The 18,065-nt window shown below is 50.1% G+C and carries 13 protein-coding genes; 8 read left to right on the top strand and 5 right to left on the bottom strand.

The window, feature by feature from the left end:
• Positions 1-75: 75 nt before the first annotated feature.
• Positions 76-993, bottom strand: a complete 918-nt coding sequence (locus QVE43_RS02690) for a DUF6607 family protein (protein WP_288004165.1) — start codon at positions 991-993, stop codon at positions 76-78.
• Positions 994-1,151: 158 nt separating this feature from the next.
• On the opposite strand from QVE43_RS02690, the gene QVE43_RS02685 reads away from it, so the two are divergent.
• The 4 genes from QVE43_RS02685 (at position 1,152) to yidD (ending at position 4,871) form a co-directional block, all read left to right on the top strand.
• Positions 1,152-3,230, top strand: coding sequence for a TonB-dependent siderophore receptor (locus QVE43_RS02685; RefSeq protein ID WP_288004164.1), 2,079 nt, complete (start codon positions 1,152-1,154; stop codon positions 3,228-3,230).
• A 6-nt stretch (positions 3,231-3,236) separates the two neighbouring features.
• The gene (locus QVE43_RS02680) at positions 3,237-3,725 is read left to right on the top strand and encodes a DoxX family membrane protein (protein ID WP_288004163.1); all 489 of its coding nucleotides are present in this window, start codon (positions 3,237-3,239) and stop codon (positions 3,723-3,725) included.
• Between the two features lie 37 nt (positions 3,726-3,762).
• Positions 3,763-4,401 (top strand): HmuY family protein, encoded by a 639-nt coding sequence (locus tag QVE43_RS02675; RefSeq protein WP_288004162.1) that lies wholly within the window; start codon positions 3,763-3,765, stop codon positions 4,399-4,401.
• Between the two features lie 230 nt (positions 4,402-4,631).
• The gene (gene yidD / locus QVE43_RS02670) at positions 4,632-4,871 is read left to right on the top strand and encodes a membrane protein insertion efficiency factor YidD (RefSeq protein ID WP_038029235.1); all 240 of its coding nucleotides are present in this window, start codon (positions 4,632-4,634) and stop codon (positions 4,869-4,871) included.
• Here yidD and QVE43_RS02665 read toward each other — a convergent pair.
• From QVE43_RS02665 to QVE43_RS02655, 3 genes are all read right to left on the bottom strand, one after another.
• Complete coding sequence (locus tag QVE43_RS02665; protein ID WP_288004161.1) at positions 4,868-5,437, bottom strand: hypothetical protein; 570 nt, start codon at positions 5,435-5,437, stop codon at positions 4,868-4,870. The genes yidD and QVE43_RS02665 overlap by 4 nt on opposite strands.
• 163 nt (positions 5,438-5,600) lie before the next feature.
• Positions 5,601-8,852, bottom strand: coding sequence for a hypothetical protein (locus QVE43_RS02660; RefSeq protein ID WP_288004160.1), 3,252 nt, complete (start codon positions 8,850-8,852; stop codon positions 5,601-5,603).
• Entirely contained in the window at positions 8,849-9,910 is a 1,062-nt protein-coding gene (locus tag QVE43_RS02655; RefSeq protein ID WP_288004159.1) for an FAD-binding oxidoreductase, read from the bottom strand. Before QVE43_RS02655 ends, QVE43_RS02660 begins: the two co-directional genes overlap by 4 nt.
• Positions 9,911-10,002: 92 nt before the next feature.
• Between QVE43_RS02655 and QVE43_RS02650 the strand changes: the two genes are divergently transcribed.
• From QVE43_RS02650 to QVE43_RS02640, 3 genes are all read left to right on the top strand, one after another.
• Positions 10,003-13,407, top strand: coding sequence for a PD-(D/E)XK nuclease family protein (locus QVE43_RS02650; RefSeq protein WP_288004158.1), 3,405 nt, complete (start codon positions 10,003-10,005; stop codon positions 13,405-13,407).
• A gap of 65 nt (positions 13,408-13,472) precedes the next feature.
• A complete protein-coding gene (locus QVE43_RS02645) occupies positions 13,473-15,461 on the top strand; it encodes a hypothetical protein (RefSeq protein ID WP_288004157.1) in 1,989 nt (662 codons plus the stop codon).
• 56 nt (positions 15,462-15,517) lie between these two features.
• Positions 15,518-16,330 (top strand): hypothetical protein, encoded by an 813-nt coding sequence (locus tag QVE43_RS02640; protein ID WP_288004156.1) that lies wholly within the window; start codon positions 15,518-15,520, stop codon positions 16,328-16,330.
• A gap of 71 nt (positions 16,331-16,401) precedes the next feature.
• On the opposite strand, the gene murI is transcribed toward QVE43_RS02640, so the two are convergent.
• Entirely contained in the window at positions 16,402-17,211 is an 810-nt protein-coding gene (gene murI / locus QVE43_RS02635; RefSeq protein WP_288004155.1) for a glutamate racemase, read from the bottom strand.
• 49 nt (positions 17,212-17,260) lie between these two features.
• Here murI and QVE43_RS02630 point away from each other — a divergent pair, with 49 nt between their 5' ends.
• Positions 17,261-18,034, top strand: coding sequence for a hypothetical protein (locus QVE43_RS02630; RefSeq protein ID WP_288004154.1), 774 nt, complete (start codon positions 17,261-17,263; stop codon positions 18,032-18,034).
• Positions 18,035-18,065 lie beyond the last annotated feature (31 nt).

Below are 18,065 nucleotides of genomic sequence, written 5' to 3'. Positions count from 1 at the left end.
AAAAAGACGGACAAAGGAAACCCCTGTCCGTCTTTGCTATTATGAATGAACGTTGGCAGAGTTCATCAAGTGTTTTTAGAGCGATTTTACAACTGCAAGAATGAGGTTGTTCACACGCTGACGGGCAGTGTCAAAGTCTATTTCACCGGCAGTGTATGCTTTCTCTATCTCGAAAAAGTGTTTATATAAGGGCTCTTCTTGATAGGTGGTCGCGATTTCGAAAGCCGTTTGTCCAGCCAGGTATTTATGCCAGCTCTGACGCACCATCTTCCAGTAGTCTTCGTGCTTTTGCCACCACTCTTGCGCAAGGCGGCAGCGCTCATCTGCTACTCTTTTGTATTCGTTCCACCCTTTTTCTTGGGCAATGAGGCGGTCACCGGCTTCGGTGCGCAAAATTTTGTCATTGTCTTGTTCGTGCACCCAGCCGTAGGGGGTGATTTCGTGGCGGTTGCGCCGCAGCATGATGTTGTAATCCTTGCGTTTGGTGAACTCGCGGCGTGGAAGGGGCGAGTAAGCGCTGCTTTCCCAATAGTGGCGCCCGTCGGCGTGCACCCAGCTGGCAATGCCTGCGTAGCGGGGGCTGTCATCTACTTGTGCCACCAGCTGCACCCATTGTCCTTTGAGTGGTTTTATGTTTTGTTTGCGGAATCGCCGTGCCCCCTCATAGGCGATGAGTGAGGAAGGCTCGTAGAGCCAGTCTTGCCGCCAATGCTTGACAATGATGCTGTCGTTGACAATAAGCAGATGCTGAAGTACTATCTTGCCTTTGCTCTCTTCTATGACCTGCACCCATTCCAACCCGCCACTCTGATAGTTGTCGTGGAAGCGGTAGTCTTTGTCGGGCGAGAAGGTCTCGGCAAAGTTGAAACTTACTTCATAACAACCACACATGCTTTTGATAGCTTCGATGTCTTTCTTTGCTTGTGCGTGCACGTGGCTGCCATACAGTATGCCGGCAGCTATCAAGGATGTTTGTAGCCATGATTTTAACATACGCTTTCCGTTTTTTGGTTGGTTTACATCGGCAAATTTATATTTATTTAGACTTAATACAAATAATTTTTAAATTTTATTTGGACTGAATAAAAATAATATTTATGTTTGCAACATCAATCACGACACAAACATCACTCAATTGACTGTATTGCAAGATGAAAGAAAGGTGGTTACTATGGATATTGGGCGTGGCAGTAGTCGCGCATGTTACGCAAGCGCAGCAGCTCGATTCCCTCATGCAAGAATATGAGCTGCAAGAAGTGGTGGTTTCTGCCGGTCGCTTGCAGCGGGAGCTGCACACCGTATCGGTACCCATACATACTATAGATGCAGAAGACATCCGCCGTGCGGGCTATTTGCGCTTGCAAGATGCCCTGCAAGAGCAAACCGGCTTGCAGCTTGTTTATGACCACGGCACGGGGCTGCAAATGCAAGGCTTGGATGCCGACTATACGCTGATTATGATAGACGGCGAGCCTTTGATTGGGCGTACTGCCGGCACCTTTGACCTCTCGCGCTTGAATATCACGGATATCAAACGCATAGAAATCATGCGTGGACCTTCATCGGCGATTTATGGTTCCGAGGCACTGGCGGGTGTCATTAACATTATCACGGAAGAAGATGAAGAGCAGCCTTGGCGATTATCGGGCATGGCTCGTTACGGCAGTCGAAATACAAGCAATTTTCAGCTGAAAGCTACCACTACATCCGGCAAGCTGCACACTTCATGGTCTGCCAACTACTATGGAAGCCAAGGTTACGACTATACGCCGGATACTTATGGGCAAACTGCTTCGCCTTTTGTGAACTACACACTCAGGGGGGGAGTGGCTTATGACCCTTCGCCGGCATGGCGTGTGCACGCGCGGGCACGTCTTTACGAAGATTTTGTAAAAGACGCTTACGAGTCCGCCGGAGAGCGGTTCGATGGCAAAGGATATGTGGCAGATAAAAATGTATATGCAGCCATAGAGTGGATGCCTACCGGGCGTGCCTTCTGGCAATTAAGAAATTATTTTACTACTTACCACACAACCGCCTCTTACTGGCAGAAAGACAGCGGGGAGGAGATAGACCATTCCTTCTTCCGGCAGTTATATTGGCGTCCCGAATTGTTTACCGAACACGACTTAGGGCAAGAGCACACTCTTTCGGGTGGTGTGGGCACCAACCGTGAGCTGGTAAGTGCCACGCGTTATGAGGGAACCCGCCACATGCATAACCTCTACGCCTATGTACAACACGAGTGGAGCCGGGCAGAGCGTTGGCATATGCATACCGGCGCCCGCTTTGACCAACACAGCATTTACGGTGCGCAGCTGTCGCCCAAGTGGGGGATTCGCTACAACCAAGACCGCTGGAGCCTGCGCATGTCTGTAGGGCGGGGCTACAAGGCACCGGACTTCCGGCAATTGTATTTGAACTTTACGAATAATGCCGCGGGCTATACGGTGCTGGGCACCGAAGAGGTGCGCCAAGGAATGGAGCAACTATTGACACAAGGCCTGATTGCTGAAATACTGATACCACCCGCAGAGGTCGCAAGCCTGAAGCCCGAGCGCTCTTGGGCATTGAATATAGGGGGCGAATGGAGACCCCTGCAAAATATGAAAGTGGATGTGAACCTCTTCCGGAACATGCTGCAAGACATGATAGACACGCAGCCTGTGGCAAGAAAAAACAATGGGCAGTTTGTGTACAGCTACCGCAATTTGCACGAGGTAATTACACAAGGCGTGGAACTCAATGTTGAGTATAAACCAAGCCCTTATTGGCGCCTGAGTGCGGGTTATCAATATCTCGATGCCTTTGAGCCTTCGGTAAAGGATCGTATTCGTGCCGGCGAGATATATAAGCGTGATGCCCAAACGCTGGCTTCACGGCGGGTAAAACTTGAAGAGTATGGTGGTTTATTCAATCGTTCGCGACATAGTGCCAACTTCAAAGCGTTCTACACCCATTCCAAGTGGGAGGCTACCATGCGTTTGATTTACCGCGGGCGCTACGGATGGGGCGATGCCAACGGAAATTTGATTTTAGATGACGCATCGGAGTATGTAGATGGCTACTTATTGTGCAATGTAAGCGCCGCCTGCCACCTGCGACACTACACCCTGCAAGCCGGCGTGGACAATCTTACAGATTTTCGCAACGAAACTTTGATTCCGGCTCTACCCCCACGTACCTTGTGGCTTAGCTTTCAATTCAATTTTTCCACCAATAAAAAGTAGTTCACTATGTTGAAACAACGTTTCGATTTGCCCACACTCTTACTGTGGGGCGTGCGGTTTGCCCTCGGTGCCCTGATGATTTGGGGCGGGTTGCATAAGTTTGAGGCTCAGCCTGCTGCGCACGAGGCTTTGCAACGCATCATAGAAGTAAGCCAAAAGCATCCGGAGAAAACTTCTTTGATGCTCTATATCTACGGCATGAAGTCAAGCGGCTTTGCCTGGCAGCTCTTGGGGCTGGCTGAGCTAATAGGAGGCATCCTGCTTTGTTTGCAAGGTACTGCTTTGCTGGGGGCTGCTGTGCTCTTGCCCGTTACCTTGCACATCTTTTTGTTTCACCTGTTCCTGGAGGCAGACGAGCCGGGCGAAGTGGTGATGTCCGGGCTTTATTTCTTGGCAAACTTGCTGCTCATAGGTGTGTATTACAAGCAGTGGAAACACTTGCTATGGATAAAGCCATGGAAATCAAAAGATGAAAAGCAGGAGGTACAAGTTTAGGGTTTTCAATTTCAACAAAAAAATAAACGTAAGCACTATGGTTAAAAACATCACCAAAATTGCATGGATTGTGGCAGTTGTCGCCGTACTAGCTGCCTGCAAAAAAGACGATGACCCGGCACCCGTGAGCAAGCCGGAGGCGAAAACCATCACCAATTTGCATGCCCCCAACGACGTGATAGATTATCAAACAGGGCAGGTGGTAGAGGAGAAGCCCTTTGTGAAGTTCTCTTTTGCCAAAGGGCAAGCCGTTGCCGACGGTGAAGCATGGGACATCGCTTTCAAGGGAACTACCATCATCGTGAATGGTGGCAGCACCACCTTGGACGAAGTGGCAAGAGACGGTCAAGCGGCTGCCGCTGTATTGACCGCCGTCTTTGATGAGGTGGGCACAGTGCCCGCTTCCACAGAATGGAAGCAGGACAGCGACGAAGGCTATGCCATCCCTAAAGGAAGCGGCAATGGCTGGTACAACTACAACCCCCAAACCCATGTGATTAGTCCCATTCCCGGGCGTGTGTTGTTGTTCCGGGATGCCGCAGGTAAAGGATATGCCAAAGTAGAGATTTTGAGCTACTACAAAGACGCACCTGCCAGCCCGGACCCTTACCAAAACGAATCGGCTTACTACACGTTCAGATATGTGTATCAGCCTGAAGGGTTACAGTTTGAATAAGGCTTAATGATGAAGAAGTAAATACAAAAGGGGCAGCTCTTTGGGCTGCTCTTTTTTGTTTTGTTGTTGCTTATACTTTCTGCCGGGTGTTGTTGGTTTCGCTTCCCCGCTTATGTCGTTTATACCACACGAATTCTGAAATATGCGTCTTGTTTGCCATTTTTTTGGAAAGAATATGCAATGTATATTCAACGTTTGATGGTTCCCTTCAAACAAGCAACTTAATAATTATGCGCACACTGTTAATAGGAGTAGTCCGTTTCTATCAAGTGGCTATTTCACCTTGGTTCCCGGCGGCATGCCGCTACACCCCCACCTGCTCACAGTATATGATAGAGGCAATTCAAAAGCACGGCGCATGGCGTGGCATGTGGCTTGGTTTGAAGCGCATCGGGCGCTGCCATCCTTGGGGCGGACACGGCTACGACCCTGTGCCCGAAAAAGAAGAGCTTGAAAAGCCAAAGCCTTAAAAATTTTGAATAGAGCGCCGGCTGTTGTCATCGATATAAAAGAGGATATCGGCGGTGGTGCTGTCGTGCTGACCATTGCCCAGCAAATCCCGGCGCATGGCTACGGTGAGTTTTGCCAATTCGCTGGATAGCTTGTCTGCTTCCGGCGCATCAATATTCCGGTCTGCGAAAACAGAGGCTACATTGCGCAAAAAGTCATTGTAGGCTTTAAGCACCGGCAGCGAAGCCACAATGGCCAGCTTGTGCGTGATAAACTCCAGGTGCTTGAGGTCCTGCGTGGAAAGATCGGCTTTGGTGGAATAGCTTTCCAGTGTATGGATAATGTCTTTATAGACTTCCGACTTCAAGTCGAGATATTTTGCCTGCTGCTCTTTGGACAACTCCAGTTCGGTTTGCTTGTTGAGAAGCAAGGCGGTGATGGCAACCGTCGCCAAGGTGCCTAATACGATGAGTATAAATTCTTTTAAAAAATCACTCTGCAGCTGTTCATAACCATAGCGCAGAAACAAATATCCTGAAACAAAGATGGCGAGGTTCAGCAGGTAGTACCGTACGGAAGAGCCCATAAACAATTTTTTTTTAACAGTAGGACGATGCGGCTACAAAAATAAAAAATGAGAGGCGAGACAGTACACTGCCCGGCGGCTTTGCGTTATGAGGTACATAAGCAAAAATGCGCCGGCTGCCGTTGTTCCGACGCATACGAATGAATTTATTATTGAGCATGGCTTAGAAATCATAGCCAAGTGTGAAGTAGTAGCGTGGCTTTTCCGATACAATGAAGTCTTCTACGCTCCAGGCAGCATCTACCTTCAGATAATAGCCCAACAGATAGGTACGCACACCCCATCCAAAGCCCATGAGGTAGGGATTTTTGTAATTGCGTACAATGACTTCAAATGTCTGCCCGTCGCGGACAACATAGGTGTTGATGTCGTTGTTGCGTTCCCATGGTCCCTTGTCGTTCCATGTGGCGCCGGCGTCGTAGAAGCCTACAAACTGCAGGTTGCGGAAGAACTTGGACTTGACCGTTTCGCGGAATATGTATTTTACCAGCGGCAAGCGCAGCTCGGCATTGAATACGAAGAACTGCCTGCCGGAAGCGGCATTATAATCGAAGCCGCGCAGGTTGGTGGCAAACTCATGAAACAGCAAATCGGAATTACCTATGCCGGGCTCCACACTCAGCGGGTTATCGCCCAAGCTGCCCCCGCCGGTTTGTGCGCCCATCCAGTTATCCATGCCGCCCAGCATGAAACGCTTGGGCGACTTCCCACCAAAACGCCCGTAGGCAAAGCGGGTAGCCAGCACAATCTCACGGTCAAGCGACTGATAATGCCGCAGGTCAACAAACAGCTTGTCGAAGCTCTTGTCTATGTTGCCCCCCATGCCCAGGTTTTGCTCATAGCTAACAATGGCCCGGCTGCCTTGCAGCATGTTCATGCCGGAGGAAACGGTGTTGTCCAGCACGAGCTGCCCCTTCCAGTGCACATACTCATCGCGTACATCCGGATTAGACAACACACCTATGTCGGTGAAGCGGGTATCCATGTAGCCGGCAAATCCTTCAATGCGCAGGGCATTGGTGAAAGGCAGCGCTATACGCCCTACAATTCTGTTGGAAGAATAACGATGAATTAAATCACTGTTCGATATAAAAATGCTTTTGCGGTCGTAGCGGGCGCCTACATCGATGCGCTTGGCTAAGTAATTATATTCGGCAAAGTAGTTGCTGCTTTTCAGGTCGGTGATGCCCAATATACCTGCGTGAAAGTTGTGGTTTTCGAGCATGTCGGCGAGGCGCACTTCAAACAACAATCCAAATCCACGCAAGGGGTCTATGAGGGGGGCCGTTACGGTTTGCTCTGCCGTGAAGCGTGGTTCATAAGGAAACACCCCTTTGATGCTAATGTCTTTTTTGGAAGTTTGCGCCTTTTTTATCAGGCGGCTGATTTGGTTTTGATTGTTTTGCCGGTTATTCTGCTTGAACTCCTTGACAATATCGGGGTCGAACACATAGTTGTCGAATGACCAGTTTTCAGGATCGTAGGGTGGGAGCACTTCTTCTGCCTGCCGGCTGCTGTCGGCTGCTTCCGGTTCTGCCGGCGGCAAAGGACGCTCTTCGGCACGGTACCCCTTGCTGCGCAACAATTGCAGGCGATAAGTGTCGGGACCAACTTGTTTGGGGGTGAGTTCCGCATTGCGGTCCAATACCAGGCGTTCTTTAAGCTTGCGGCTGCCGAAATAGCGGATGGCAAGGTCGCCTTGAGCTACACTGAAAGCCCGCAGGTCGTGCAGGCTGTTGGTCAATACTTCCTGCTTGCCGTTCTGCAGATTGAGGCGATACAGGTTGTTGATGCCGTTTTCGTTGCTCAGATAATAGACCCACTGCAAGTCGTGGCATTCGGGCTGCGTTTCCTGTGCATTGGAAAAGGTGAGTTGGGTGAGCAGTTCTTCCGATATTTTGGGGTTATAGAGATACAGGTTGTAGTCGTCGTGAAGGTCTTTGTAGGTGGCAGGGGGCAGGTTCAGGGTGTCGTTGGGGCGGTTCGATGAAAAAATAATGATGTCGTTGGAATTGCCCACAAATACCGGGTCCTTGTCGTCGTAGAGGTCACTGGGCGTTACTTTTTTCAAAAATTGCTCTTGGGTGTCATAAATATAAACGTCATTGACCCCCGACTCGATGTTGGCCACCCCGCGCCGGTCTGCACTGATGGCAAAGTGGGTGGCATCGGCAGAAATATCGAAACCCACAATTTGATTGAAAAACTCGAACGTTTGTGCATATACCGGCTTCTTTTTTCGGCGCTTGTCCAGATGAAACACTTCCACGCGCGATTTGCCTTTTTTCATGAAGGCAACGCCCAGCTTGTGGTTGTCGGACCAGGCAATGAGCGGTATTTGCTTGTTGAATCGTTGGGTATAGACTTGAAAGCCCCCCCGCATGATGACTTTTTTTCGTTTGCGGCGCAGGTCGCGCACTACTACCTTGTAGCGCCCCCGTTTGTTGAGTGTATAGGCTATGTAGCGCCCGTCGGGGCTGATTTTCACTTGGTGGAAGGTGAATTGGTTATTACGGTTGCCATGAAGCACTTTGTCGTACTTCACGGCTTCGTAGTTCTGTTGCGCTTCCCGGCTGATTTCGGTGTAAAAATCACGCCACTCTTTCACCAGTTGGCGGAAAGGTTTACCCAGCGTATTTTGAAATGCCAGCTCTTCGTCGCGGGTGATGCGTGTCAGGTTCAGGATGCTGGCTACATGGTGGGTACCATATTTCTGTGCCACAAAATTCCAAAACGACTGCCCCACCAAAGTAGCATCTTCACCGATGGTACGATTGGGATGCCGTATTTTGTTACTTCGAATGGCCGTGCGCATGTAATCGTCCATCTCTTGGCTCCAGCCGTAGGCTGCGTAAGCGCTCATGCCACTCAGGTACCATTCGGGCAGGTTGAATATTTGAGCTGCCTGCAGCATTTCGCGGAAGCCGGTGCCGTACATCATCTCGTTGAGCAGCACGTGAGCAATGCCTTTCGATATTTCCAGTTTGAAGTCGTAGAGGCTGCCGGTAAAAGGCACTTCCACTATGGGGCGAATGAAGTTGGTTTGGCCGCCTACTGCCAGCAGTTCGGTGTTGAGCCCTACGTTGCTCTGCATGAGGTCGGTTACCGAGTTGTAGATGAAGAGGCGTATCTTTTGCGAGGGGCTGTAGCCAATGAGGTCGGCAATGCGGTTGAATTCTTCTTCCGCATAGAGGATGGCGAAGTCCGAAAGACGGCTACCGTATTCATAGTAATAAAACTCGAGATTGGGCGAGGTTTTGAAGCGCCATTCGTAGTCTTTGAACTGCACACGGTTTTTGCCAAAAGGGCGCTGTGTCATGCCCTCAATGAACTGTGCCCGGCCAAGCCGTGGTTGGCACAGCAAGAAAAAAGTAAATAAAGTCAATAGTAAATACAGGAGGTTTGTGCGCTTCATTGTTTTTTGAAATATTTAGCTATATCTACTTCTTCGTGCAAAGGTTTTCGATTTTCAATATACTCATAAAATTGTTGAGCAAAAAAGGGCGTAAGCGAAATTCCTTTGCTGCCCATGCCATTGAAGATGCCCAAAGCCGGATACTGCGGATGCAAGCCTACAAAAGGGCGGCGGGGGCGTGTGGCCGGGCGTATGCCTGCTTTTTGCCCTTTTACTTGAAACGGAATACTCAATAAATCTCGTGTTTTTTCAATCAGCTCTTGGCGTGCTTGTTGGGTGGGCACTTCATCGAGGGGCTTCCACTGATAAGTAGCAGCCACTTTGGCACGTGCTTCCCCGCGGAAAGGAATGACCGACACCCCTTGATTGACAATGAACGGCAGGGCTTCGGGCAATTCTATATCCAATATTTCACCCTTTACGCAGTTGAACGGCAGGTCTTTGAAAAAAGGATTGAAGCGCCCGTGTGCCCCTTCGCAAAAGATAAGATAGCGTGCCCGGTATGGTCCGTAGCGCACCCCCTTTTTATCGGGCAGTATTTCCACGCGGTCATAATCAAACACCTCTTCGCGCAGGGCTTCCCTTTGGTGGAGATAGGCGGCATAGCGGTCGAGCAGCAGGTTGGTGTCTATATAGCCGGCATGCAGCGTTTCCAACCCACCATAGGGGGCGGGTGTAAAACGCCGGTAGTGGGCATCGTCGGTGTCGGTACGAAGCCACTCTTTCAACTCACTGCTGCGCGCCATCCAATCGTTTTGTTCCTGCACACTGCGATAAGGGCGGTAAATGACCGTAGGATAGAAGAAGCGTATGCCCAAGGTTTTTTCCATTTCCGGATAAAAGCGGTGCAAAAAAGGAAACAGCTCTTGTGCCAACCATGTTTTTTTGAGCTGTTTGCCGGTGACCGGATTGAACAGCCCCGCTGCCACGCGTGTGGCGGCGCTGTGGTGTGGACTGCTGATGACCAACACACTTTTGCCTTTCCGGAGCAGCGTGTAAGAAAGCACCGTGCCGGCAATGCCCTGACCTACAATCAAAAAATCATATGTATCCTTCATGGCTTCCGTTTTGATTGGTGAAATTACAAATTTATTGTTCGTCTTTTAGTCACTTATTGCTATATTCAAAAACAAAACAAAGAGCATTTGCCATGACTACTACTTCATCTGTTCTAAAAGAAACGTTTATTCACAAGCTTTTGGAGGCAGGGGGAGCCCATGCCGGGCGTGAAGTGGTTTTTCTTTTACCTACCAAACGTGCCGCAAAAGAAATCAAACGCCTGGGAGGCGAAGCCATACAAGCCCATGCCTGGGAAGACTTTATGCTGAAAATAGCCGCCCGGCAGTTGGGCATTCAGACAGGGCATCAATTCAGCACGCCGGAGCCCCAATTGCTCATTTGCCTGTATGAATGCTTGCATAAAGAGCTGAAAGAAAAGGTCACCGAGCTTTGGCATGAAGATGATGCCCAAGAGGTGGACGAAGAGGCAATGGAAGGCGAGGTGCAGCGCATTTTGAATGAGCGCATTGCCTCTTTTCTTGCCCGCCTGTTGCAAGACTTTATTGCTCTTGACGAAGCCCTGGTCGATGTTAGAGACATACTGCGTAATTTGAAAGAGCTTAAAGACCTTGAATATTTATCTATCGCCTGGCAAGACGACGAGCAATTGAGAAAGGCGCCCCCTTCGGTGCGGCGGCAGGTGTTGCTTTATCGCAGCTTGCCGGAAGTGTACGAGCACTTTCAAGAGATGTGTCAAAAGAAACGCATGGCGCACAAAGGGCAGCTGTGGCGCGCATGGGCAAAGCATGCGCCGGAGTGGTTCGAAAAAGCACCCGGCGACTTGTGGATTGTAGCCGGCTTGAATCAGCTGAGCCAAGCAGAAATAGAGGTGCTCAAGAAGCTGCAAAAAGCGCAAAAAGTGCAGCTCTATTGGGAGTCAGACGACTATTATCATGAAGGTTATCAAAAAAACGGCACAGAAGAACAGAAGCTGCCGGGCGGTAAAGATTGGCACCCCGTAGGCAGGCGCCTTAAGCAATTTTGTGAAAAGACGGGCGCCGGACCTGCCGCTTTGATAAAAAGCAACCGTTTGGCGCAGGGAAGCAAGGAATGCTATTTTGTATCTGTGCCCATGGCTTCCATGCAAACCCACGTGGTGCGCGACATCGTGAAGGGCAAGGGCGCATTGGCTGGCAAGCTGAACTTTGAGCCCGGCAGTTCGATAGGCATTGTTTTGGTCGATACTTTTTTACTGCCTGCCTTCATACGCGCCTTGAAAGAAAGCAAAGAAGATGAGTTGGCTGTTTCCATGGGCGTGGCGCTCACCGCTACCCCCGCCTATCAGCTCATGCAGTCTATTTTTCAGTTGCACTTCGACGAGCAATGGCGCGTGCGCGAAAGCAGCTTACAGGAAGAAGAAAGCGACACAGACGCGGAGCAGGTGGCAGAAGAGCCGGAAGAAAGAGTAGATGCGTCTGCTGCGAAAAAAGAGACCAAAGAAAGCCGCGTGCTGTGCTACTATCATGCCCATATCAATGCGGTGCTGACACACCCTTACATATACGTTTTGCTGGGTAGAAGACTCAGAGCGCAAGGCTTGGGCGAGTACGCATTGGCGCAGGCGCTCATTCAATCTTTTTTGAAGGAGATGACCGCCCGCCGCCATGCTTATGTCAGCAAAAAAGAACTGGTGGACTACATAGCAAAGGCAGCGGTGGAAAAAGCAGGTGCATCTGTTGCGGAGGCAGAGCGCGAAGCCCTGATGCAGCTGTTTCAGTCTTTTATTCAAGAGCTGTTCACTTATTGGAAGCAGGGAAAAGACGTATCGACTTCGGCAGTCAGAGCATTGAAAGACCTCACGCAGGAACTAAAGGAAGCCATGGAAGAGAAAGCCGCCGAAAAAGAGAACGCAGCCGGACAAAACGAAGCAGCCCAAAGAGAGAGCGAAGCCAAAAAAGCCATTGCCCGGCTGGACGTGACCTACCTGGAAGAAATGCAAAACCTGTTTGCTGAAATAGAACAGCTGCTTGCCGACGCACAGCGCAATTCAGTCGCTACCACTTTGGGGTTTTTGCGCGGTTTGTTTCAGCAGATGACCCACGACCGTTTCGTTTATCCCGACACTTCTTCCGGAAACAGCCGCATCCATCTGTTGGGCTTGTCGGAATCGCGCCTGCTTGACTTTGACAATCTGATATTTGTAACCGCCAACGAAGGATACCTGCCTGCCGAGGTGGAGTTCCGCTCGCTTTTGCCCTATGCCTTCCATAAAGAGCTGGGCTTGCCTTTGCCCGAAGAGCAAATGATGAAAACCACGCAAGATGTGTATCGTTTGCTGCATCGTGCACGCAAAATAGTGATGATGCAGGTAGAAAACGACGACTACGAACCCAGCCGCTATCTTTATCAAATAGAAGATGAGCTATGCGTCTATAACCGGAACATAAGCCTTCAAAAAATACAGCTGCGTTTGCCACAGGCTAAATCCAAAGCCGAAGAGACGTTTGCAATTAAAAAAGACGGGGAAGTTATCGGTAAAATACGAGAATACCTTGAAAAAAGTGGGCTTTCGCCTTCGGCACTCGATAGCTATCTTTCTTGTCCCTTGCGCTTTTATTTTTCGTATGTGTTGAAATTTAAAAAAGAAGATGAGATAAGCGAAGAGTTGGAAAACAACGAATTCGGAACAGTGTTGCATGCCGTGCTTGAAAAACTGTTCAAAAACTATGAAGGCAAAGAAATTACACAAGAAGAACTGGACAAATGGTTGAGCGATACGGTCTGCGACCAAGCAAGCGGTGTGCCCAAAGGAAAGCCCGTGATAAAACAAATGATAGAGCAGGAGCTCACCAAAAGAGGGCAAACCAACGAAGGTAGCGGTTTGTTGGCAAAGGTGGCACTCGAGACCATAATAGAACGCTTCTTGCACCTGCAAAAAAAAGAAATGGGCAACCAAAAGTGGAGCATCGAAGGGCTTGAGTTGCGCATGGAAGAAGAAAAAAGGATTGTGCTGCCCGTAGAGGTAGAGGGCTTGGGACGCGTGGAAGCGCGCCTGAAGGGAATTATTGACCGCGCCGACAAACGCATGGACCCCCAAACAGGGCAAGAAGTCTATTATGTGATTGACTATAAGTCGGGGAGGGTAAGGCCTAAAGACCTGCAGTTGAGTTTGGATGATTTGGATGCCCTCTTTTCCCATGATCCAAAAAGCAACGGTTTGAAAAGCAGGAATGCAGACTATTCCAAGGTGCGTCAGTTGTTGATTTACACCTTCCTTTATATGGAATACCTGCGTAGCCGGCAGCAACAAAAACCACCCCGGTTGTATGCAGGCATTTACTCATTCCGCAACTTGGCAGATGAACTGATGTTGTTAGAGGAAGAACAAGGGGAAGCGTGGGATATTCGCCAAAAAGAAGAAGAACTGAAAGAAGCCATTCGAAAGGTAATTGCCGAAATGCTGGATAAAGAAAAGGAAATCAGGAAGGTAGAAGATGTGCAACGCTGTACATATTGCGACTACAAAGTGATATGCCAACGGAAGCACGCTTCATAAAACTTACGGTTTTGCGCAATGCTTATATTTTTGCATAAATTACCTTGCCCATAGAGTGGACGGATATGAAAGAAGAAGAAGAAAAGTTGCCTTTTGAAGACGCCCCCGCAAGTGAGGCTTTCGTGGAGGGAAGCAACGAGCCCATGGATTTGCCCGGCGAAGAGGCGAGCCCGGCAGATGATGACCCTTGGCTGGAAAAAGAAGACCTAAGTGCCAATGGACCGGACGGCGAAGAGCAGTCCGCAGACGAACTGCCCGCAACGGGGCTGCCCCCCATGGATGTGGTGGCGCAGTCGCCCTTGCCCGATACGGAAGAATACAAACAAGGCTTCTGGATAGGCTATCTGCGGCTCGACCGCCGCAACTATGAAGGCTGGTTTGCCGAGCAAACACACATCGCGGCATTGGAAAAAGAACAGCAGGCGCTCGAGCAGCGTTTGCAAAGCCTGCAGCAGCTTTTACCCGAAACCAAAGCGGCCTGCTTGCAATTGCAAAATGAAATCAATGCCATCAAGCACCGCCTTGACTATGAACAAAAGCAGTTCGAGCGGCGCAAGCAAGAATATGACCGTGTGTGTGAAGAAGAAAACAGCTATTTGGAAGAACGCGCCGGCTTGCGTCATAAATACTCTTTGCTTGCCGGCATACTTTTCTTTGTGGCAGGCTTTGTATTTATTGCCGGTGACCTTATCATTTCGCACGAAATTGTAGCCTATGCGCTCAATATCAAGAACAACATAGAAGCATGGAGCTTTGCCGTGGGGCTGGCCATGGTGTCGGTTTTGCTCAAACCGGCTTATGACCGCCTGATTGAAATCCCCTACAACCAAAGCAAGAGCCGGCGTGCCAAAGCCATTTATGTGGTGTTTAAGATGCTCATGGTTGGTTTTACCATAGCCACCCTGCTGGTGTTGGGCTTTTTCCGTTATGAAGCGTATAAAACCGACCGCCTTAAACAGAGTCTGGCTCAGCGTATCTTGCAACTGCAGGCATCCGATGAGCTCTCAGGGCAACAACTACAGGAGCTTGAAAGCCTTTCGGCACAGGCCGGCGCACTCGACAACCAACTGGTAGGCAGCCGGATGGGCTTGTTGTCTTTTGTGCTGTCCGGTGTGCTTTTTGCCGTAGCCGGCGCGGTGTGTTTGGGCATTAGCTTTCCCGTGCTGGTAGCCTACACACGCCTGTGGTTTCAAATACCTTGGCGCCTGAAAAAACTGCAAAAGATAAAACAAGAAAAGCAGGCAGTAGTGGAGCAGCTGGAGCAGACCGTCAGCCAAACCCGCTCGCAGCTGGATGCCCTGCAGCAGCAATTACAAATGACCGAGCGCCCCGAACAGTTGATACGGGAAATAAAAGACATAGAAGGGCGCTTGGCACTCATAGAAGAAGAGCTGCATCGTCACCGCCTCGAAGAACGCATCTACCGTCTGAACCATGGCTATGAGCAAGGGCAGGTATCGTTGCAGCATGAACAGGCACGTGTACGGCAGCAGGTCGAGCACCTGCACCACCGCATAGCCGAACTGGAAGAAAAACTAAATCAACGTGAGAAACACCTGCAGCAGAGCCGCGAACAGTTGCGCCGCTGGGAAGAAAAGCAAAGAGAGTGGCAGGCAGCAGACGAGCAGCGGCATGAGCAAATGAAGGCGCTTGAAGCGCGCATGCTCGGTTTGGAAAGCACCCTGCACATACTGGAAGAGGAAAAGGAGGTGCTACAAGCATCTTTACAGATGCGTGAGCAACAAATGACCGAGCTAAAAAGCCGCCTGAAGACAACAGAGCAGGAGTTGCGCTATGCACGGGCTGCCGCCGAAAAAGCCCGGGAAGAGGCCGCCGGGCTGCTTGCCCGTCAAGAGGGCGACGCAACACCCAAAACAACGAAGCGCCGCCGCAAGACCCAAACGCAAACGAACGAACAAGCGGAAGAAACGCCGGCACCTGCTGCCGAAGAAGCACCCGCGAAAACCGCGGAGAAGAAAACACGCAAGCGCCGCACCACCAAAACGGACACGACGGCAGAGAACGCGCCGGAAAACAACAAAGAAACAAACTAAGAGGAAGTACAACCGGACACAGAAGCCTAATCTTCCCGAAAATAAAAAAAACACTTATGAGTGCAAGACCATATACCTATTGCTTTTCTTTGCTTCTTTTGATACTGCTGACGGCTTGTGGTGCAGAGCAACCTCCGCAGACGCCGCCCACGCCGCCACCGGTGAATTACACTTTGATTTTTATAGACAAAACCGTATCCGTAAAGACAGAAGACGACTTCGTGAAAAAGAAATACGAAAAAGCTTTGGAAATGCTGGTGCGCCATGGTATCCGCAAGCAGGGCGATAAAATAGACTTGTACTTCTTGCACGAAAACACGGCACGCGGAAAGGTGTTCTCTTATACTTGCCGCATAGCTATGCCCGACACCATGGGCATGAACCCCACTGATGTAGCCATGGCAAAAAGCAATTACGGTTTGATGCTGCGAAAAGAGCAGCGTAAAGTATTGGAGCGCTGCCTGAAAGCGCTTGATATGCCCAATGAAAACTACAGCAAGCTGTACACCGACCTGTGGGCAAGCTTGCACATCATAGACAAGCGGCGTGCACGTCTGCCGTTCGATGCACACGTGCGTGTGTGTTATCTGAGCGACATGGTGGAAAGCATGCCGGGCAGCGGGCGCCGCGACTTCTTCAAGAAACCGCCTTATTCGCAAAAACAAGCGGTGCAATATGCCGAAGAAGACTTGCAGCAGTTTGCCGACCTGGAACTTGCCGGTGTAGAAGTGTTCTATGTGCTGCCTTTTTCGCCTACTACCCCCGCTTCGCAAAACAACCCATGGATCATCACCTATTGGGAAACCATCTTTCAGAGCTTGGATGTGGCCGACTTTGCCGAACTTGAAGAAGAAAGTCTGCTTCAATAGAACCAAGCCGCCTTTTCCTGAAAAAACTTGCGCCCGGAATGAGACGAAGCGGAGCGGCACGAATAAAATGCCTATTCCCACAACGGATAAAGCGTCAGCTTGGCATGTTCGCCAAAGAAGAGCCCGGTCATCTCTTCAAAAGCGGGCGTGTAGTCCGATACAAAAAACTGCGCATTGCCCTGCCTGTTATCTTCCCGCTTAAGCTCGAACCGGCATAGTTTGCTTTCTACCGCTTGAGCCACTATCTCAGACGAATCGAGGATATCCACCTTACCCCCAAAATAATCATCCACCATGTCTTTGATAAGCGGATAATGCGTGCAGCCCAATATCAGCGCCTGTATGTCATCGAAGGCGGCTTTGTTCAGATAATCGCGAATCACCTGCGCCATGATGGGATGCCCGGCATAGCCTTCTTCAATCATGGGCGCCAACAGGGGCGTGGCCATCGCTTGCAACTGAATGCCCCGGCGCATGTCGTCTATTTTTTTCTTATACACATTTGAGCGCACCGTCTGCTTGGTGCCTATGAGCCCCACTTTTTGCCCCGCATAGCGTTCTGCCACATATTCTACCATGGGATCAATGACATTGACCACCAACGCCCGGTTGCCTACGTATTCGCGTATGAGTTTGTAAGCAGCCGACGAAGCCGAATTGCACGCAATGACGATGGCTTTGCACTGCTGACTCAACAAGAAATTGACAATCTTAATGGAATAGGCTTGAATGGCTTCGGTCGATTTGTCGCCATAGGGCATATGGGCGGTGTCGCCAAAGTAAATGATGTCTTCTTGGGGCAGCAGCCGGCGGATGGCACGCGTTACCGTCAGTCCGCCGATGCCGCTGTCAAAAATGCCGATAGGTGTGTTTGTTTGCATATAACTAATGCTTACCTTTATGGAAAACCATGCGCAAACTAACAAAAATATGATGAGAACAGCAGTTTGTTTTTTACTATTGGCAGTGGGTGTATGTGCCGGGCAAGTGGCTGCCCAAAAAGTGCCCGCCGATACCGTATGGAAAAAACACAGCAAAGACAGCCTAAGTTATGAGCTGTATGCCGGCGAGGCTTTTCGTATTCCGGCACAAGAGTTCTATATGACTTTTGAAGTGGGCGCAACAAGCTGGACGGGCGCTCTGCCCGCCGACTTTGCCATCAAACCTTTCAATTCGGGCTTCTATGCTTTGGCATGGCACAGCCGCTGGCGTCTTGGCGGTGAAGACTCGCACCATATGTTTTCGCTGGGCGTCGAAGCCGCCTGGTACAACCATGTGTTTGAAAAAGACTTGCATTTGGAAGTGCAAAACGAAACCTTAACGATGCAACCGCTGGGGCTGCCGCTCAAGCGAAGCAAATTTACTATGTTTCAGGGAAGCCTGCCTTTTAGCTACCAATGGCACGGTATAGACAGCGACAACAACCGCCGTGGTTGGACCGTGGTGCTGGGGGGCTTCGTGGGCTATGGCTTGGCTGATTATACCAAGGTGGTATATGAAGATGCCAATGGCTATAAGCGCAAAGAAAAGCGCACGGGCGAGTACTTCACCGAGCCTTTCCGCTATGGTGTAACCGCTGCCTTGGGCAAAGGCGATTGGCTGCTGTTTGCACGCTATCATTTGCAGCCTGTGTTTGAGGCAAACCACGGCGCGCCCGAAGTGCAAACGCTGGTGCTTGGTTTGCGTCTGCAGGCACAGCGTTAAAAAAAGCTGCTTTAAATGTATTGAAAAGAGT

The organism is Thermonema sp. (assembly GCF_026003375.1).
Taxonomy (GTDB): Bacteria; Bacteroidota; Bacteroidia; order Cytophagales; family Thermonemataceae; genus Thermonema; species Thermonema rossianum.
This window is presented reverse-complemented; position numbering and strand designations above follow the sequence as displayed.